At 67.0% G+C, this 16,203-nt stretch carries 14 protein-coding genes; 9 read left to right on the forward strand and 5 right to left on the reverse strand.

Going from position 1 to position 16,203, the window contains the following annotated elements; translation table 11 throughout:
* Positions 1-44: 44 nt before the first annotated feature.
* The 7 genes from ACNQPB_RS00110 to ACNQPB_RS00140 all read left to right on the forward strand — a co-directional run bounded on the left by ACNQPB_RS00110 (position 45) and on the right by ACNQPB_RS00140 (position 7,868).
* Complete coding sequence (locus ACNQPB_RS00110; RefSeq protein WP_498748054.1) at positions 45-635, forward strand: copper resistance CopC family protein; 591 nt, start codon at positions 45-47, stop codon at positions 633-635.
* 110 nt (positions 636-745) lie between these two features.
* Positions 746-1,354: a hypothetical protein gene (locus tag ACNQPB_RS00115; protein ID WP_498748056.1), complete on the forward strand. Its 609-nt coding sequence runs from the start codon at positions 746-748 to the stop codon at positions 1,352-1,354.
* Positions 1,355-1,464: 110 nt separating this feature from the next.
* A complete protein-coding gene (locus ACNQPB_RS00120) occupies positions 1,465-2,193 on the forward strand; it encodes a YcnI family copper-binding membrane protein (protein WP_498748058.1) in 729 nt (242 codons plus the stop codon).
* 162 nt (positions 2,194-2,355) lie between these two features.
* Entirely contained in the window at positions 2,356-3,855 is a 1,500-nt protein-coding gene (locus ACNQPB_RS00125; RefSeq protein WP_498748060.1) for a PepSY-associated TM helix domain-containing protein, read from the forward strand.
* A gap of 94 nt (positions 3,856-3,949) precedes the next feature.
* A complete protein-coding gene (locus tag ACNQPB_RS00130) occupies positions 3,950-4,804 on the forward strand; it encodes an IclR family transcriptional regulator (RefSeq protein ID WP_498748062.1) in 855 nt (284 codons plus the stop codon).
* A gap of 281 nt (positions 4,805-5,085) precedes the next feature.
* On the forward strand, positions 5,086-6,558 hold the full coding sequence (locus tag ACNQPB_RS00135) for an aromatic amino acid ammonia-lyase (RefSeq protein WP_498748063.1): 1,473 nt from the start codon (positions 5,086-5,088) through the stop codon (positions 6,556-6,558).
* Between the two features lie 2 nt (positions 6,559-6,560).
* Positions 6,561-7,868: an MFS transporter gene (locus ACNQPB_RS00140; RefSeq protein WP_498748065.1), complete on the forward strand. Its 1,308-nt coding sequence runs from the start codon at positions 6,561-6,563 to the stop codon at positions 7,866-7,868.
* Between the two features lie 87 nt (positions 7,869-7,955).
* Here the strand turns inward: ACNQPB_RS00140 and ACNQPB_RS00145 are convergent, their stop codons facing one another.
* The 4 genes from ACNQPB_RS00145 to ACNQPB_RS00160 form a co-directional block, all read right to left on the reverse strand.
* Positions 7,956-8,264 (reverse strand): hypothetical protein, encoded by a 309-nt coding sequence (locus tag ACNQPB_RS00145; protein ID WP_498748067.1) that lies wholly within the window; start codon positions 8,262-8,264, stop codon positions 7,956-7,958.
* A 230-nt stretch (positions 8,265-8,494) separates the two neighbouring features.
* A complete protein-coding gene (locus ACNQPB_RS00150) occupies positions 8,495-10,087 on the reverse strand; it encodes a phytoene desaturase family protein (protein ID WP_498748069.1) in 1,593 nt (530 codons plus the stop codon).
* A gap of 155 nt (positions 10,088-10,242) precedes the next feature.
* Positions 10,243-11,532, reverse strand: coding sequence for an MFS transporter (locus ACNQPB_RS00155; RefSeq protein ID WP_498748071.1), 1,290 nt, complete (start codon positions 11,530-11,532; stop codon positions 10,243-10,245).
* A gap of 29 nt (positions 11,533-11,561) precedes the next feature.
* Positions 11,562-12,785, reverse strand: coding sequence for a M20 metallopeptidase family protein (locus ACNQPB_RS00160; protein WP_498748073.1), 1,224 nt, complete (start codon positions 12,783-12,785; stop codon positions 11,562-11,564).
* A 144-nt stretch (positions 12,786-12,929) separates the two neighbouring features.
* Between ACNQPB_RS00160 and ACNQPB_RS00165 the strand changes: the two genes are divergently transcribed.
* The gene (locus ACNQPB_RS00165; protein WP_498749045.1) at positions 12,930-13,958 is read left to right on the forward strand and encodes an Lrp/AsnC family transcriptional regulator; all 1,029 of its coding nucleotides are present in this window, start codon (positions 12,930-12,932) and stop codon (positions 13,956-13,958) included.
* A 78-nt stretch (positions 13,959-14,036) separates the two neighbouring features.
* A complete protein-coding gene (locus ACNQPB_RS00170) occupies positions 14,037-15,428 on the forward strand; it encodes an MFS transporter (RefSeq protein WP_498748075.1) in 1,392 nt (463 codons plus the stop codon).
* 25 nt (positions 15,429-15,453) lie between these two features.
* Here the strand turns inward: ACNQPB_RS00170 and ACNQPB_RS00175 are convergent, their stop codons facing one another.
* Positions 15,454-16,134 carry a class I SAM-dependent methyltransferase gene (locus ACNQPB_RS00175; protein WP_498748077.1) on the reverse strand — a complete coding sequence of 227 codons (681 nt, stop codon included), beginning with the start codon at positions 16,132-16,134 and terminating at the stop codon, positions 15,454-15,456.
* Positions 16,135-16,203 lie beyond the last annotated feature (69 nt).

Consider the following 16,203-nt stretch of genomic DNA (forward strand, 5'->3'; position numbering starts at 1 on the left):
TACACTGGGTAGAAATCTTGTCGAGTGACTGAGGAGGATTGGGCGTGGATGCTCGATACCGTTCCGGGCGCGGGCCGCGAGCGTTGACGGGCGCCTTCCTTGCGGCACTATTGGCGGTTTTTGCCTTGGCGCCTGTGCCGCCGGCGGCTGCGCATGACGTGCTCGAAGCTACCGATCCGGCCGACGGGGCGGTGGTCGCCGCGGTTCCGTCCGTTGTGCGGCTGACGTTCAACAACACTCCGATCGCGCTCGGTTCCCAGGTCCTGGTCAAGGACGAGAGCGGCACGAACCAGGCCGATGGCCCGGTGGCCATCGTGGATAACCATGTCTCGCAGGCCGTTCAGCTCGGCGCACCGAAGGGCCACTACACTGTCGTCTGGCGCATTGTGTCCTCCGATTCGCATCCGATCGAGGGGACGTTCTCGTTCACCGCCGGGACGGGCTCCCCGCCCGGATCCGCAGCGCCGAGCGCTTCGCCGAAACCAGCCGAAACGGACGGCTTTCCCTGGGGAGTAGCCGCAGTGGCAGTTGTGCTGGCGGCAGGAATGCTCGCCGGGGGCCTGTATGTGCGGCGCCGCCTGTCCGGCAACGACTCCGCCGCTGAACCGGTCGAGGACTCCGGCGACGAGGAATAGAAGTCGATTGCAGCTTGTCATGATTGCTCCCTCTGAGGCCGCTGCACCGACGCGACCGTAGAATTTACGGGAATCCCCACCCTGAGTCGTGAACCCGGAAAGGACCGCCGATGACGACGCGTGCTTCTTTCCGGCTCCTCCGCACCGGGTTGATCAGTTTCATCATTCTGGGCTTGGCTGCAGGCGGGCACCTCACCGGCGGCGGTCGCCTGCCCGAGCCTGCCATTCTGACGGCGCTCTGTGCCCTGACAGTGCTCCCTGTGGCCGTGATGACGAAGGTCCGTTTGTCGCTGCCGGTCCTGGCCGGGCTGCTCGGTGCCGGACAGGCTTGGCTTCACTGGGCGTTCCACGCCCTGTCCGACGGGACTCCCTCAGGGGTAACGGTGGTGTCCGGCCACGCCGGCCACACGCCAGCCATCCTGACACCGGAGGCGTTCAGCGCTGCCGCTCCGGCCCACGCCGCGGTAAACGACTGGCATATGTTCGCCGCCCATGCGGTGGCGACCCTGGGCACCGCGCTGGTGCTCGCCCGCGGTGAACAGGCGCTCTCCGCGCTGGGCGCCTGGCTACGGCCCCTTGTGCAGTTGCTGGCTCCTGCAACCATCCAGCCGGCCCGTGTCCCCGGCCCGTGCCCGGCACCTGCCGTGCTGCCGGTGGACCGCCTTGGCCGACGGTTGCCGGCCAGGCGTGGTCCGCCGGTTCTGGTGCGCGCCGCCTGAGACCCCTTTCACATACGGGCAGGGACCGGCGGCAGATCGTTGCTTCACCGGCGGGACACAGTCCTGGCCGGCTTCCTGACCGTTTTTCCTTCGTGAAAGGCATCATTGCCATGAAGACCTCCCTCCGCCGTACCCTCAAGACCGCCTGCGCCGCCACGATGGCTGCCGGGCTGCTCGCCTTGGGTGTCTCTGCCGCCTCCGCCCATGTCCACGTTGATCCCGACGACCCGGCCGCCGGCGGCTATACGCACCTGACCTTCAACGTCCCCAACGAGTCGCCCACGGCCAAGACCAACAAACTCGAAGTCGCGCTCCCCACCGACACCCCATTCACCTCGGTGTCCGTGAAACCAGTCGAGGGCTGGACGGCTGAAGTCATCACCGGCACCCTGCCCCAACCCGTTACGGTTGCCGGAACAACCGTAACCAAGGCCGCCACCTCGGTGGTGTGGACCGCCGATGCCACGCACCAGATCGGGCAGAACGAATACCAGGCGTTTTCGATCTCGGTAGGCGTCCTGCCCGACGCCGGCACCACCGTGACGCTGCCGGCCACCCAGACCTACACCGATGGCAAGGTGGTGAAGTGGGATGAGAAGACCGTCGAAGGCCAGCCCGAGCCCGAGCACCCGGCCCCTTCGTTCGTGACTACCGCCAGCGACGAGGCCGCATCCGCGATGGCCACGGCATCCCCGGCCGCGACCCCGGCACCTGCGGCAGCGAAAGCATCCGATGACAGTGGATCCACCGCCGGCTGGTTCGGCCTTGCAGCGGGCCTGATCGGCCTGGCCGCAGGCGTCACCGCCTTGGCACGCACTCGCCCCGCCAAGAGCAACTAACCCCACAAAGCACAGGCCATTCACACCGGGCCGGACACTCCGTCCCGGGTGGCTCCGTGCTGCCCCGCGACGCCTTGATCTTTGCGGGCCGCACTCTTGTCGCGGTACCGCTCCCGGGCGTGCCCTGCGCCGCCCGCCGAAAACACTTGAAAGACCACGTTCATGACCCTTCTGACGAAGCCCCCTGCCGGAGCGCAGGGCATTCCACTGACCCCCGTCCTGGGTACGGCGCGCCCGTCCGCGGATCCCGGCTGGTTCCGGGCATTCATGCTCAGGATCCACTTCTATGCCGGTATCCTCGCCGGGCCTTTCCTGCTCATCGCCGCCGTCACAGGCGGCCTCTACGCGATGGCCCCTACTCTGGAACAAGCCATCTACACCCGGGAACTGCACGTCCCCGCCGTTGCCCAGCCCCTGCCGCTCTCGACCCAGGTGAAATCCGCCGTCGGACATGCCGGTGGCGCGGTCCCGGTCAGCGTCCGCCCGGCCCCCGGTCCGGAAGACACCACCCGGGTGCTGTTCGCCGATCCTTCCCTGGGAGAATCCCAATACCGGACGCTGTTCGTTGACCCGGGCACGGCGGAAATCCGTGGAGACCTTCCCACGTATGGCAGCAGCGGTGCCCTGCCGCTGCGGTCCTGGATCTCCAACCTCCACCGGTCCCTGAATTTCGGCGAGCCCGGACGGGTCTACAGTGAACTCGCGGCCTCCTGGCTGTGGGTCATCGCCCTCGGCGGCCTGCTGCTCTGGATCGACAGGATCCGCCGCAAGCGGACCACCAACAACAAAACGGCGGCAACAAAACCACGCCAGGTATCCCGCCGCGGCCGGATCGTCTGGCTGCACGGCACCACCGGAACGATCCTGCTCGTAGCGTTCGTGTTCCTCTCCGCAACAGGCCTGACCTGGTCGGCGAACGCCGGTGCCAACATCTCCACCCTGCGCACTGCACTGGACTGGACCACCCCGTCCCTGTCCACCTCGCTGAAGGGACCGGCTTCCGCGGCGGCAGGAGACCACTCCGGCCACGGCTCTGCCACCCCGTCCGCCGCTGCCCCGGAAATCGATCCTTCGGTGTTCGACACCGTGGCACGGGCCGCCCGCGCCGACATCATTACCGCACCGATGATCGACATTAAGCCCCCGGCCACGCCCGGCAAGGCCTGGTCCGTAACCGAAGCCGGCAGGGAGTGGCCGGCTTCGGCCAGCGCCGTCGCGATTGACCCGGCCACGGGCCGGATCACCAACCGGCTCGACTTCAACGATTTCAACCTTGCTGCCAAGCTCACCCGCTGGGGAATCGCCGCGCACATGGGGCTGTTGTTCGGACTGCCGAACCAGCTCGTCCTGCTCGCCGTAGCCGTCGGCCTGGCCGCCATGGTTTCCTGGGGCTACGTGATGTGGTGGAAGCGGCGTCCCACCCGCGGCAGCACCTGGGCCTTCGGCCGCCCCGCGCCACGGGGCGCGTTCCTGCGCGCCCAGTGGGCCGGAATCCTCACCATGATCATCATGATGGTCGCTCTCGGGTTGTTCGTGCCGCTGCTGGGCTGGAGCCTGCTGGCCTTCATCATCTTGGACACCGTCATCGGAACAGCCAAACGACGCCTAAGGCGCCCATTGGCGACACCGCTGGCCGGAGACAGGGACGCGCGCGAGGCATGACCGAACGCGGACGCCCCGCCGCCTCCGGATGGAAGCGGCGGGGCGTTCCTCCCTGGACTTCGGCCCCGCCGGCAAGGCGCGGAAGAATGGGACCATGGCTACCACGCGTGTTTCCTCCCAGGTTCCTTCCGCCTACGAGGTCCTCTCCGTGCTCCAGTTCATCGGAACGCAGATCGCGCCCGTGCAGGCCTCGACCATTTCGCGGGAGGTGGGGCTTCCCCGGTCCACCACCTACCACCTCTTGACGGCCCTGGTCCGCGAAGGCTTTGTCACCCATCTCCCCGAAGAGCACCGTTACGCCCTCGGTGCCGTGGCCCACGAACTGGGAACCGGCTACGCGCGGCAGGTCCCCTTGCAACGCATCGCCCAGCATCCCATCGCCGGCCTCGTCAAGCGTTCGCGCAACACCGCCCATCTCAGCGTGATGCACGGGCGGGAGGTCATCTACATCATCGAGCAGCGCGCTCCCCGCAGGCCCTCCCTGGTGACGGGCAAGGATGTCCGCCTCCCGGCCCATCTCACGGCAAGCGGAAGGGCCATGATGGCGTGGATGACCCCGGCCCAGGTATCGGCGCTCTATGCCGGGCAGCACGACCTGCCCCTTCGCAACGGCCGCGGACCCGCCTCCGTGCCGGAACTCATCGCGCTCCTGGACCAGATGCGTCGCGTTGGTTACGCCTGGGAGGCTGAAGAGGTAACCGACGGCCTCTTTTCCATCGGCGTTCCGGTGTTCGATCGCTCGTCCCATCCCGTGGCCAGCGTCGCGCTGACCGTGCCTGCCAGCGACATCGCCCGCTTCTCAAGCTCCGAGTCTCAAGACCGGACCAGTTGGGGCCGGCATGGCGTGGCACCGGAGATCGAAAAGCTTGGCGGGCAGTACGCCAAGCAGGTCACGGAGTGCGCACAAGAGCTGACGAAACGCCTGGGCGTTGCCCGCTCGGCGGGCTGATATGGCAGCCTGTCTCAGTACTGAGACCCATTAATCCCTCGAAGCCCCCCATTGAGGCGTCGCAGCAGGTTCAATTGCATATGACGCAGTTCACTCCCAGGTGATCCTCCGGGTGGCAGGCCGGCCTCGCGTTCAGGACACGCGAATCCGCCTGCTGGGGCATCCGACAAAGAGATTTGTGCTCCAGCGATCCGTTGGACGGGCACCCCTTGGTGTTTTGCGGCAGTTTCATCCACAACTGCTTCGGCTCAGGCCCGAAGCAAACCAAGGACATGATGTACATGAAGAACCAACAGAGCCTCGCGCAGACGGCCACGGTGCTGGGCGGCCAGCATCTGAGCTGCCAACGCTTGGTTGATCTGGCCAGGTCGGCTGGGCCCGTCGACGTCGACGACGCCGCGGCGGTCCTCGTTTCGCAGTCATGGAGCGCCATCGAAAACGTTGCCGGCAGGCGCGCCGTCTACGGCCGCACCACCGGCGTCGGGGCAAACCGGAGCATCAGCGTCGACGGCCCGCGGGGTGACAAGGACGTCACCCTCCTCCGGAGCCACGCCACCGGATCCGGCCCCTGGCTTCCCGTTTCCACCGTCCGCGCCGCAGTCCTCGTGAGGCTGAACCAGCTGCTCCGCGGCGGCTCCGGCATGCATCCCGATATCGTCCAGGCCCTCGTATCCTCGCTCAACAACGCGAGGCTGCCCAAGGTCCGTGCCTTCGGCGCCATCGGGACGGGGGACCTGAGCGCCTTCGGAGACATCGCCCTCGGACTCATGGGGGAAGCCGAGCTGGCTGACGGGAGTACCGAGGCCAGTTGGCAGCCACATGAGGGGGATGCCCTTCCCTTCATTTCGACGAACTCCATGACCATCGCCCGGGCTGCCCTGCTCACAGGCACCCTGAATGATTGGCTCGCCACCTACGAACGCGTGGCTGCGATTTCGCTCCTGGCGGTCCGCGGATCACTCGAGGCGTATGCCCCGGAAGTCCACAAGGCCCGGCCCCATGCGGGCCAGATGCGCGTTGCCGGCGAGATGAACACCCTTCTGTCGGAGCAGCACTGGGACAGCAAGCGCGTCCAGGACTCCTACGGGTTCCGGGCGATGCCCCAGGTGGCGGGCGCCCTCAGCCATGCACTGGACATGCTGACCCGGGTCCTGGAGGTCGAGCTGAACTCCGCCGCTGAAAACCCCTACGTCAGCGTCGAGAGCCAGGATGTCTTCCACAATGCGAACTTCCACACCCTGGAGTTGGCGCTGGCGGTCGACCACGCGAAGCTGGCGCTGTCCAGCGTTGCCCACCTGTCCCTGGCCCGCCTGAACGACCTCTCGAACCCCGAGATGACGGGCCTCGGCCCCTTCCTGTCGGCCGGTGAACCGGGCAGCAGCGGCACCATGCTCCTTGAGTACAACGCGGCGGCCGCCCTCGCCCGGCTACGTTCCGCCGCGCACCCGGCCTCCCTCGGCTCCGTCGTGATCTCGCGCGGAACCGAGGATCACGCAAGTTTCTCAACACAGGCCGTCGAACAGCTCGAACAGTGCATCGACGCCGCAACGGTCGTCCTTGCCTGCGAGCTGCTCGCATCCGTCCGTGCGCTCATCCTCCAGGACAGGGAGCCCTTGCCGGACACGGTGTTGGGACAGTACTTCGCCCAGGCGCGCAGCCTGTTGGCAACCGAGGATCCACGCGACCGTTCCTTGGGCAGCGACCTGGCCCAAGCGATTCAACATATTCACCTGCTCACAGGATTTGAGGCCTAGCAATGTCGGCGATCAAGACCGGAAATCTCTACCCGAACCTCGACGAGGTTCCCTTCAGCCGCTTCCACCTCAAAGTCACGGCGATGACTTTCGGCGCAAACTTCTCCGACGGCTACGCGCTGGGCATCATCAGCGGCGTCCTTCCCGCTGTCTCCAACCAGATGCATCTGGACGGATTCTGGCAGGGGATGCTCGCAAGCTCCGCCCTCATCGGTCTCTTCTTCGGCAGCCTCTGCCTCGGGCGGGTTGGTGACATCATCGGCAGGCAACGCGTCTACGTCCTCAACTTTGCCCTCATCGCTGTGGCATCCCTGGCGCAGTTCTGGGCGCCCAACGTGGAAGTGCTTTTCATACTCCGCCTGCTCATCGGATTCGGGCTCGGTGCCGACTACGCCGTCGGCCCCACCCTTCTGTCTGAATTCGCGCCACGGCGCCACCGTGGGCTCATGCTGGCTTCCCTCACAGTGCTGTGGACGGTCGGCTACGTGATCGCCAATGTCCTCAGCACCTACGCCAACGCCGATCCTGACGCCTGGAAGTGGCTGCTCGCCAGCGGTTTCATCCCCGCCGTCGTCGTTCTGATCGTCCGTATCGGCACGCCTGAGTCGCCCGGGTGGCTCATCAGCAAGGGCCGCGTGGAAGAAGCCCGCGCCATCGTCCGCAAGCACCTGAAGGTCGAACTCAACCCCGCCGAATTCGAAGTCAGCTCCGGTTCGGGCAGCTACCGCGAGCTGTTCAGCAAGACCATGTGGAGGCGCACCGCGTTCGGCTCGCTGTTCTACAGTGCCCAGGTCCTGCCGTACTTCGCCATCTACACGTTCGTGCCGACGATCCTGAGCCAGCTGAAGATCGAGGACGCGGACCTTCAGAACCTGGTCATCAACCTCTTCCTCTTGGCCGGCGGCGTGGTGGGTCTGTGGTTCGTCCAGAAGATGCCCCGGCGTGGGTTCACCATCTGGACCTTCCTGATCCTGGCGGTCTCACTCGCTGCCCTCGGCGCCATGGCTGATCTGCCCGCGCTCTACATCATGATTCCGTTCGCCATCTACACATTCGTCATGTCCGGTGCCTCCAACATCACCCAGGTCTACCCGCCGGAACTGTTCCCGACGGAGATCCGGGCTTCCGGCGTCGGCCTGGTGAATGCGCTCAGCCGGATCGCCTCCGCTATCGGAACGTTCTTCCTGCCGCTGAGCCTGGACGCCTGGGGTATCCCGGTGTCGATGTACTGGCTGGCCGGAGTCCTCCTGCTCGGCATGGTGGTGACGATCGTCTGGGCTCCGGAGACCCGCAAGGAGCAGCTGGTCTAGCCGCAGTCCTGACCCCTTTTGATGCTCGAAGGCCCGCGACACACCGTCAAAGACGGTGTGTCGCGGGCCTTGCCGCGTCAAAGGAGGTCAGGCGGCCCTCCGTGTCCGGTCGAGGGCCCAGTAGTTGTCGTCCCTGAACCGGGCACCCAGGAAGCGGGCGTCCAGACGGTGGGGATAAACCTCGAGGACCAGGTTGCAGGGGCGGTCGCCTTCGGCGCCGTGCCGGGCGATGCCGGCTGCGATCTTCAGGACCGCGGTTTCAAACATTGTCCGGTCCGGTTCGGCGACATCGGGCGACGTTTCCCACATCCGGATGAGAAGTTCGCGTACCCGCCGCAGGCATTCGGCGTCGGTGCAGGCGTGCAGCTCATGGACCTGGCAGCGCCGGGCCCTCATGACCGGGATTCCTCAATGGTTTTGTGCGGCTGCAGGATTTTCATGGCTACTTCCTTGTTCACCGGTGGCCGGCTCGTTGTCACCACTTCCTAGGACAATGGTGGCAAAGGGCCGGCCGGGATTGGCGAATCAAGGGAAATCCTTGATGAATCCTGAGGAACTGCGGCAAATCCTGAGGAATTGCAGAGCTGGATCCCGCGCTGCGCGCCACAGGGGCGGTACGCGCTTCCTTACGACTCAGCGAGGTCTTCCAGCACGGCCATCGCGGCATTGTGGCCGCCGACACCGCTCACGCCGCCCCCGCGCCGCGCACCGGAGCCGCAGACGAGGATGCGTGGGTTCCCGGTGCTGACTCCCCAACGTTCGGCCGCGGTGTTCCGGGGTGCTTCGTCTTCGAGGAACGGCCACTGGAGTGAGCCGTGGAAGATGTTGCCGCCGGGCATGTTGATGGCGTGCTCAAGGTCCAGGGTGGTCTTGGTCTCGATGCAGGGTTTGCCGTTGGCGTCCTTGAGGATGAGGTCCTCGATCGGCTCGGCAAGCACGGAGTTCAGGGACGCGAGCACGGCCCCTTGGAGTTCCTCGCGGCGTGCGTCGTTGTTTTCTTCGGTGATCCAGCGGTCGGGTACGTGCAGGCCGAAGACGGTCAGGGTCTGGGCCCCGGCCTCGACGAGTTCGGGCGAGAGGATGCTCGGGTCCGTCAGGGAGTGGCAGTAGATCTCGCACGGCAGCGGGTCCGGAATGCCGCCCCGGAGTGCTTCCTGGAAGGCCTCCTCAAGGTGTCCGTAGCCTTCGTTGATGTGGAACGTTCCGCCGAAAGCAGCCTCGGGGGCCACGGATTCGTCGTTGAGGCGGGGGAGCCTGGCAAGGAGCAAGTTGACCTTCACCTGGGCGCCTTCGGGCCGGTCCGCATCCACGTGCTGTTTGCCGAGCAGGCCGTCAAGCACCCAGGGCGCGACATTGGCCAGGATACGCCGGCCCTCGACGGCGTGCTCCCCACCGTTGGGTCCGTCACCGTTCAGGCGGTAGCGGACGCCGCCGTCGTCGGAAATTGACGTGACCTCGGCCCCGGTGACCAGCTCTGCACCCGCCTCCCTGGCCGCCCGCTCCAGCTCGCGGGAAACGACACCCATGCCGCCGATCGGGATGTCCCAGTCGCCCGTTTCATTCCCGACGACGTGGTAGAGGAAGCAGCGGTTGGCGTCCAGCTTGAGGTCGTCCAGCGAGGTAAAGGTACCGATGAGTGCGTCGGTCGCCACCACGCCGCGGACGACGTCGTCCGCAAAGCGCCGCTCGATGGCCCGGCCCAGCGGCTGCTCGATGAACTCGTCCCACAGGGCGTCGTCGTCGAGCAGCTTGCGGGCTTCGGAACGGCTGGGCAGCGGCCCGCAAAAAGTAGGGAACAGGGCCCGGGCCAGGCGGCCGGTGTCCGCGTTGAGCTCCTGCACGGCGTCGAAGTCGGCATCGTTGCCGGCCGCGCGATTGAAGGATTCCCGGGTGGCTCCGGCGTCCGCTCCGTCAATCAGCAGGCCGGTGGTGGTGTTGCCGGGAACAGGCGTGTAGGAGGAATAGCGCCGGCGGGCCAGCTCGATGTCCAGGCCGAGTTCCTCGATGATCCGTTTCGGCATCAGGCTGACCAGATACGAATACCGGGACAGGCGCGCGTCCACACCTTCGAAGGCCGCGGCCGAGACGGCCGCACCGCCCAGATGGTCATCGCGCTCAAGCAGGAGCACGCTCTTGCCTGCCCGTGCGAGGTAGGCCGCGGCCGTGAGGCCGTTGTGGCCTCCACCAACAATTACAACGTCGTAAGAGGTGTTCGTCATGGGCCCAAGCTAGGGGAAGAGTGTGCTTTCCTGATACATCTGCCAGTGATTCGTAAGAGATTCTTGGCCTTGGCTCCGGAATCCGCGTGACCAGCGCCACCGGGCGGCGCCTGTCGCGCTTTGTGGCGCCGCCCCGGGGGTACGGGTACGTCAGCTCAGTGCGTCAGGTCCTTGCCCTTGGTCTCCGGGATGGTGAACACGAAGGCGATGCCGATGGCCAGCAGGACGACGGCGTAGACGTTGAACAGGTTGCCCTGGCCGGTGCTCGCCAGCCAGCTCTGCAGGTAGGGGGCGGTTCCGCCGAACGCCGCGACGCAGATGGAGTAGGGGACGCCGACACCCACGGTGCGGATCTTGGTGGGGAACAGTTCGGCGTAGACGGCCGGGACGATCGCGGCGCTCGCGGCCACGAAGAAAAGCATCACGGACATGCTCACGGCCAGCTGCCACGGGGAATCCTTCAGCAGCCAAGTCATCGGGAAGTGCAGCAGCGCGGCACCGCCGGCACCGGCGATCAGCACCGGCTTGCGGCCGATCCGGTCCGAAAGCTTGCCCCAGAAAGGCAGCGCCGCGATGAACACGACGTTGCCCACCACGCTGGCCCACAGCGCTGCGCCGCGGTCCATCTTGAGCGTGGTGGAAGCGTAGCTCGGGGCCACGACGCCCCAGACGTAGTAGATGACCGTCAGGCCCACGGTGAGGCCGATGACCTGCAGGGCCTGCTTGCGGTGCCGGAAGATCTGCGGCCAGATCGGATCGTGCTTCTCCTTGACGGTCTCGGCCTCGAATGCCTCCGTCTCCTTCATCCGGGCCCGCATCACCAGGGCGTAAATGCCAAGGAACCCGCCGAGGATGAACGGGACGCGCCAGCCCCAGGCGGCCATGTCCGTCTTGGTCAGTGCCGCGGACAGGACCGCGCCCAGGAGGGTTCCCAGCAGGATGCCCACCGTGCCCGAGGTGTAGATGAGCGTTGCCCAGAAGCCGCGCTTTTCCTTCGGGGCCATTTCCGAAAGATAAGTCTGCGACGACGGCAGCTCGCCGCCGTGCGCCAGGCCCTGGACGAGCCGGGCGAACAGCAGCATGATCGAGGCGAACACGCCCACCGATTCGAAGGTCGGCGCGACGCCGATCAGCAGGCTGCCGAAGGCCCCGAGGGCGACCGCGAAGGTCATGGAGGTCTTGCGGCCGATCCGGTCGCCGATCCAGCCGAACACGAAGCCGCCGAAGGGTCGGGCCACGAAGCCGACGGCGAAGATCGCCAGGGTGGACAGGATTGCCGAGGTGGGGTCGGCGCTGCTGAACAGGGCGCCCGCGATGAACGGGGCGAAGGTGGCATAGATGGCCCAGTCGTACCATTCGACGGCGTTGCCGATGCCGGTGCCGATGAGGGTGCGAAGGTGCGACTTGTGTTCCTGGACGGGGGTCTGGGTCCCTGTGGTGGTCATGTCATGCTCCAAAAGGGGGAGTTGGGGATTCAGTTGCGGGCGCCGGCGAGGGCGGCGATGCGGGAGACAGCCAGTTCGGCGTAGAGCGCTGCACCGTCGGCCAGCACGCCGTCGTCGAACGTGGCAAAGGGGGAGTGGTTGTAGGCGGCGGCGTGGGGGTCCGCCCCCTTCGGGACGGCGCTGAGCCCGATGAATGTGCCGGGCACCTCGGCCATGACGCGGGAGAAATCCTCCGATCCGCTGAGCGGGGTGGCCCAGCGGGTGTGGCGGGACTCGCCGAACATTTCCTGGATGGTCTTTTCGGCGGTGGTGGTTTCGTTTTCGTTGGTGATGCTGAGCGGGTATTCGCCGCGGTAGTCCACGTCCACGTCGAGGCCGTGGGCGGCGGCGATGCCCTTGAGCAGTGCCGGGACGGCCTTCATCATGCGCTCGCGGGAGGCATCGGAGAAGGTCCGGATGGTCGCTTCGAAGCGGGCGCTTTCCGGGATGACATTGCGCTTGGTCCCGGCCTGCAGCACCCCGACCGTGAGGACCACCGGATCGAACATGTTGAACTGCCGGGTGATCATCACCTGCAGCGCGGTGACCATCTCGGCGGCCGCCGTCACCGGATCCTTGGCGGCGAACGGCGCGGACCCGTGCCCGCCGGCGCCGAGCACCGTGACGAACAGGCCATCCGAGGCGCTCATGATTACGCCAGGCTTGGTGCAGAACTGGCCGTACGGTTCCATCGCGGAGAAGACGTGCATGCCGTAGGCGGCGTCCACCCGGCGGCCCGCGGCGTCCAGTACGCCTTCCCGGATCATGTGCCCGGCGCCGTCGTAGCCTTCTTCTCCGGGTTGGAACATGAGCACCACGTCTCCGGCCAACTCCTCCCGGCGTTCGGCCAGCAGCGTCGCGGCGCCGGCGAGCATGGCGGTGTGCAGGTCGTGTCCGCAGGCGTGCATGGCGCCATCCACTGTGGAGGTGTAGTCGACGCCGCTGCGCTCCTGCACGGGCAGGGCGTCCATGTCCGCGCGCAGCAGCACGGCCGGCTTCTCCGCCGGGGCGCCCGGTGCGCCGCCGCGCAACACCGCGGTGACCGACGTCGTGCTTTCACCCAGGGTGATCTCGTACGGCAGTCCGTCGAGCGCCTTGAGCACCTTCTCCTGCGTGCGTGGAAGGTCCAGGCCGATTTCGGGCTCGCGGTGGAGTTCGTGGCGGAACCGGACGATGTCTTCCTGGAGCTCCCGGGCGTCTGCGGCGATGGTCATACGATGTGGTCTGCCTTTCCGAATGGTCGGTAAATCCTCTCCAAGCAATTGTGGAGTGATGCCGTTCACATCCGGCCAAATGGCAGGAAAAATTCATAAGTGGGATGATTTCCGCAGGAATCGCGCATGGCGGAAGGGGTGGCGATGGAACTGAGCGAAGATGACCTGGACCTCATCAGCGTGCTGCAGATTGCCCCGCGGATCAGCTGGTCCGATGCTGCCCGGGTGCTCGGCGTCCATGCCACCACCCTGGCCGCCCGCTGGGAGCGGCTCCGCTCGGCCGGGGCGGCCTGGACCACTGCCCATCTGATCGGCGACCCGAAGCAGATGTGCCTGGCCTTGGTGGACATCGACTGCGACATGCGGCTCAGGGCGGACGTCACCGCGGCATTGGCGGCGATTCCGGAGGTCGTGACGGTCGAAGAGGCCGCCAGCAACCGCGACCTGATCCTCACCGTCATCACGCCCACCCTTGCCGCATTCACCGATTCCGTGGTGCCGCAGTTCAAGGAGATCAAAGGGCTGCAGAAGTACCGCACCTCCCTCTGCACCCGCCTGCACACCGGCGGCCATGCCTGGCGCCTGAACGTCCTGGACCGCTCGCAGCAGGCCGCCCTCAAGGCCCTCGCCGGTCCGGAATCCTCGCCGGCCGGGGCGCGCGTGGGTCCGGACCTGCCGCAGAGCCATCTGGACCTGATCCCCTTCCTGGCCCAGGACGGCCGGGCGACGGCAGCGGACATGGCCCGTGCGCTGGGCCGGAACCCCGCCACCGTGCAGCGCCAGCTCAACCGGCTGCTCGCCAGCCACGTGCTGTCCTTCCGCTGCGAGGTGGCGCAGAAGTTCTCCGGCTACCCGGTGACCTGCCTGTGGTTCGCCAACGTTCCGGCGGGCCAGCACGAGGCCGCGGCCGCCGAACTGCGAGGCTTCCGGAACCTGCGGCTCAGCGCATCGACCACCGGCCGCACCAACTTCGTGATCGTCATGTGGCTGCATTCGCTTTCGGACGTGATGAACGCCGAACTCGCCCTGCAGCAGCGCATTCCCGGCATCGAGCTGGTGGAAAGCGTGGTGGTCCTCAGCTCGGCCAAGCGCGTGGGCTGGATGCTGAACCCGGACACGACGGCGAGCGGCGCCGTCGTGGTCCCCGTCGCCGAACTGAACCCGACGGCTTAGCCGCCGCAAGCTGATCGCAGCTGGTTGTTTCCTCCCGGAAGGCAACAAGAAAAATCACCGGGTTGCTACGCTTGGCCAATGCCCCACGACGACCTTTCGGCCGGGATTTTGCGCCGCCCCTACCTCCTGGCCACCGTGGGTTCCTGTGCCCTGGTGTTCATGGTCGCCTTCGAGGCCATGGCGGTCACCACGATCATGCCGCGGGTGGGCCTCGAACTGGACGGCTTGGAGCTCTACGCCCTGGCCTTCGCGGCGCCCCTGGCTACCAGCGTGGTGGGCATGGTGGTGGCCGGGAACTGGGCGGACCGGCGCGGACCGGCGGGGCCGCTCTACGCCTCGGTGGTGCTGTTCACGGCCGGTCTGCTCATCGCGGGAACGGCCCAGTCCATGCAGGTGTTCGTCGCCGGCCGCTTCGTGCAGGGCCTCGGCGGCGGCGCCATGACCGTGGCCCTCTATGTGATGATTGCCCGCGCCTATCCCGCACGGCTGCACGCGAAAATGTTCGCCGCTTTCGCCGCCGTGTGGGTGGTTCCGTCCATGGTGGGACCGTTCGCTGCCGGCGTGGTGGCCGAGCTGATCAGCTGGCACTGGGTCTTCCTGGGCGTCGTGGCCCTCGTGGTCCCTGCATTGGCGATGACCGTTCCGGCGTTGCGCCAGATGCGCGGACCGGCCGACGGCGGCGCGTCCGGGACAGTTGTCCCGTGGAAGCTGGGCCGGATCGGCTGGGCGGTGCTGGCCGGCGTCGCGGTCCTCGCCCTGAACCTGTCCGGGCAGGTCCCGGTGGCAGGCTGGGTGTTGGCCATCGCCGCCCTGATCGTTGCGTTGTTCGCCGCCCGTCCGCTGCTGCCGCGCGGCACCCTCACCGCCAGTCGCGGGCTGCCGAGCGTGATCCTGCTCCGCGGCCTGGTGGCCGCGGCCTTCTTCGGCGCCGAGGTCTACCTTCCGTACCTGCTTACCGAACGCTACGGTTTCTCCCCGGCGTTCGCGGGCCTCGCCATCACGGGCTCGGCGCTGGCCTGGGCCACGTCCTCGGGAATCCAAGGCCGCTGGGGTGCCCGGATCAGCAACGCCGTGGCCATCCGGACCGGCACGTGGGTGGTGCTTGCGGTGCTGCTGCTGGAGTTTGCGGCCGTGGTCTTCGCCTGGCCGCCGCTGCCGGCCATCATCTGCTGGACCTTCGGCGGCGCCGGAATGGGCCTGATGTTCCCCCGGCTGAGCACCCTGACCATCGGCCTGTCCGAGCCCGACGCCCAGGGCTTCAACAGCTCGGCCTTGTCCATCTCCGACTCCATCGGCAGCGCCCTTGCCCTGGCCATGGCAGGCATGGTCTTCAACATGCTCGGGTCGGGGTACGCCTTCGCCGGGGTGTTCGCGCTGACGGCGGTGATCGCCGTCGTCGGGCTGCTCGTCTCGCCGCGGGCGGCCGGAACCGCGGCAGGGGTCCGCACCACGGTCCTCACGCCCAACTGACTGCCGCCCGCCCGGGTGAGTGGGCTCAGCTCCGGGTTGCCCGCAGCACCGTGTCCACGAGGGTTTTGCTCTCGCCGTCCGGACCGGTGACGATCCGTTCGCGCGTCTCAAGGACGTTCACGGTCCAGGTATCGAGGACACCCTCCAGCGCTGCACCCAGCTCTTCCGGCGTGTAGAACGTCTCCCGCGCAGCGTGCTGGCCCTGCGGGTAGTGGCCCACCACCAGCAGCGTCCCGCCGGGCGCCACAGCCCCGGCTGCCGTCGCCACGGACGCGCGCCAGTCCAGCAGCGGCGAATGCAGGTACTGGGACGACACCAGCCCGAAACCCGTGTCCGGCCGCCACGTTGCCAGGTCCTGCCGCTGGAAGCTGATCTCCACACCTGAGGTGGCAGCGTGCGCGGCCGCACGTTCAAGCGCGACGGCGGAAACGTCGACGGCGGTGACCGCCCAGCCCTGCTGTGCCAGCCAGATCGCGTCGGCGCCTTCGCCGCAGCCAAGATCCAGCGCGGTGGCGTTGTGTACGGGAGCCGGGCCCGCCGTTTCCACCACGAGCTGTGGATTCGGCCTGCCACTCCAGATCCGCGACTGCTCACGGTACCTGTCGTCCCAGAGCTGTTCCGCGCTTTCGGCACCTTCCCCGAAGACTCGCGTGCCGCCGTCGTGATCCCTGTGCTCTCCATGGGTTCCGTGCGCGCTGTGATCCACGTCAGCTTCCTTTCGTCGTGCCTCCATCTTGCCCCGCCGACGCCGGAAACCGCCGCTATCCGCCGGCGG

The organism is Curtobacterium sp. LFS079 (assembly GCF_047977865.1).
Classification (GTDB): Bacteria; Actinomycetota; Actinomycetes; order Actinomycetales; family Micrococcaceae; genus Arthrobacter.

Excerpts from the sequence above, each read along its gene's own strand:
- ACNQPB_RS00125 (WP_498748060.1), top strand. The coding sequence starts at position 2,356 with ATGACCCTTCTGACGAAGCCCCCTGCCGGAGCGCAGGGCATTCCACTG.
- ACNQPB_RS00140 (WP_498748065.1), top strand. The coding sequence starts at position 6,561 with ATGTCGGCGATCAAGACCGGAAATCTCTACCCGAACCTCGACGAGGTT.
- ACNQPB_RS00165 (WP_498749045.1), top strand. The coding sequence starts at position 12,930 with ATGGAACTGAGCGAAGATGACCTGGACCTCATCAGCGTGCTGCAGATT.
- ACNQPB_RS00155 (WP_498748071.1), bottom strand. The coding sequence starts at position 11,532 with ATGACCACCACAGGGACCCAGACCCCCGTCCAGGAACACAAGTCGCAC.
- ACNQPB_RS00170 (WP_498748075.1), top strand. The coding sequence starts at position 14,037 with ATGCCCCACGACGACCTTTCGGCCGGGATTTTGCGCCGCCCCTACCTC.
- ACNQPB_RS00130 (WP_498748062.1), top strand. The coding sequence starts at position 3,950 with ATGGCTACCACGCGTGTTTCCTCCCAGGTTCCTTCCGCCTACGAGGTC.
- ACNQPB_RS00120 (WP_498748058.1), top strand. The coding sequence starts at position 1,465 with ATGAAGACCTCCCTCCGCCGTACCCTCAAGACCGCCTGCGCCGCCACG.
- ACNQPB_RS00150 (WP_498748069.1), bottom strand. The coding sequence starts at position 10,087 with ATGACGAACACCTCTTACGACGTTGTAATTGTTGGTGGAGGCCACAAC.
- ACNQPB_RS00115 (WP_498748056.1), top strand. The coding sequence starts at position 746 with ATGACGACGCGTGCTTCTTTCCGGCTCCTCCGCACCGGGTTGATCAGT.
- ACNQPB_RS00135 (WP_498748063.1), top strand. The coding sequence starts at position 5,086 with ATGAAGAACCAACAGAGCCTCGCGCAGACGGCCACGGTGCTGGGCGGC.
- ACNQPB_RS00160 (WP_498748073.1), bottom strand. The coding sequence starts at position 12,785 with ATGACCATCGCCGCAGACGCCCGGGAGCTCCAGGAAGACATCGTCCGG.
- ACNQPB_RS00145 (WP_498748067.1), bottom strand. The coding sequence starts at position 8,264 with ATGAGGGCCCGGCGCTGCCAGGTCCATGAGCTGCACGCCTGCACCGAC.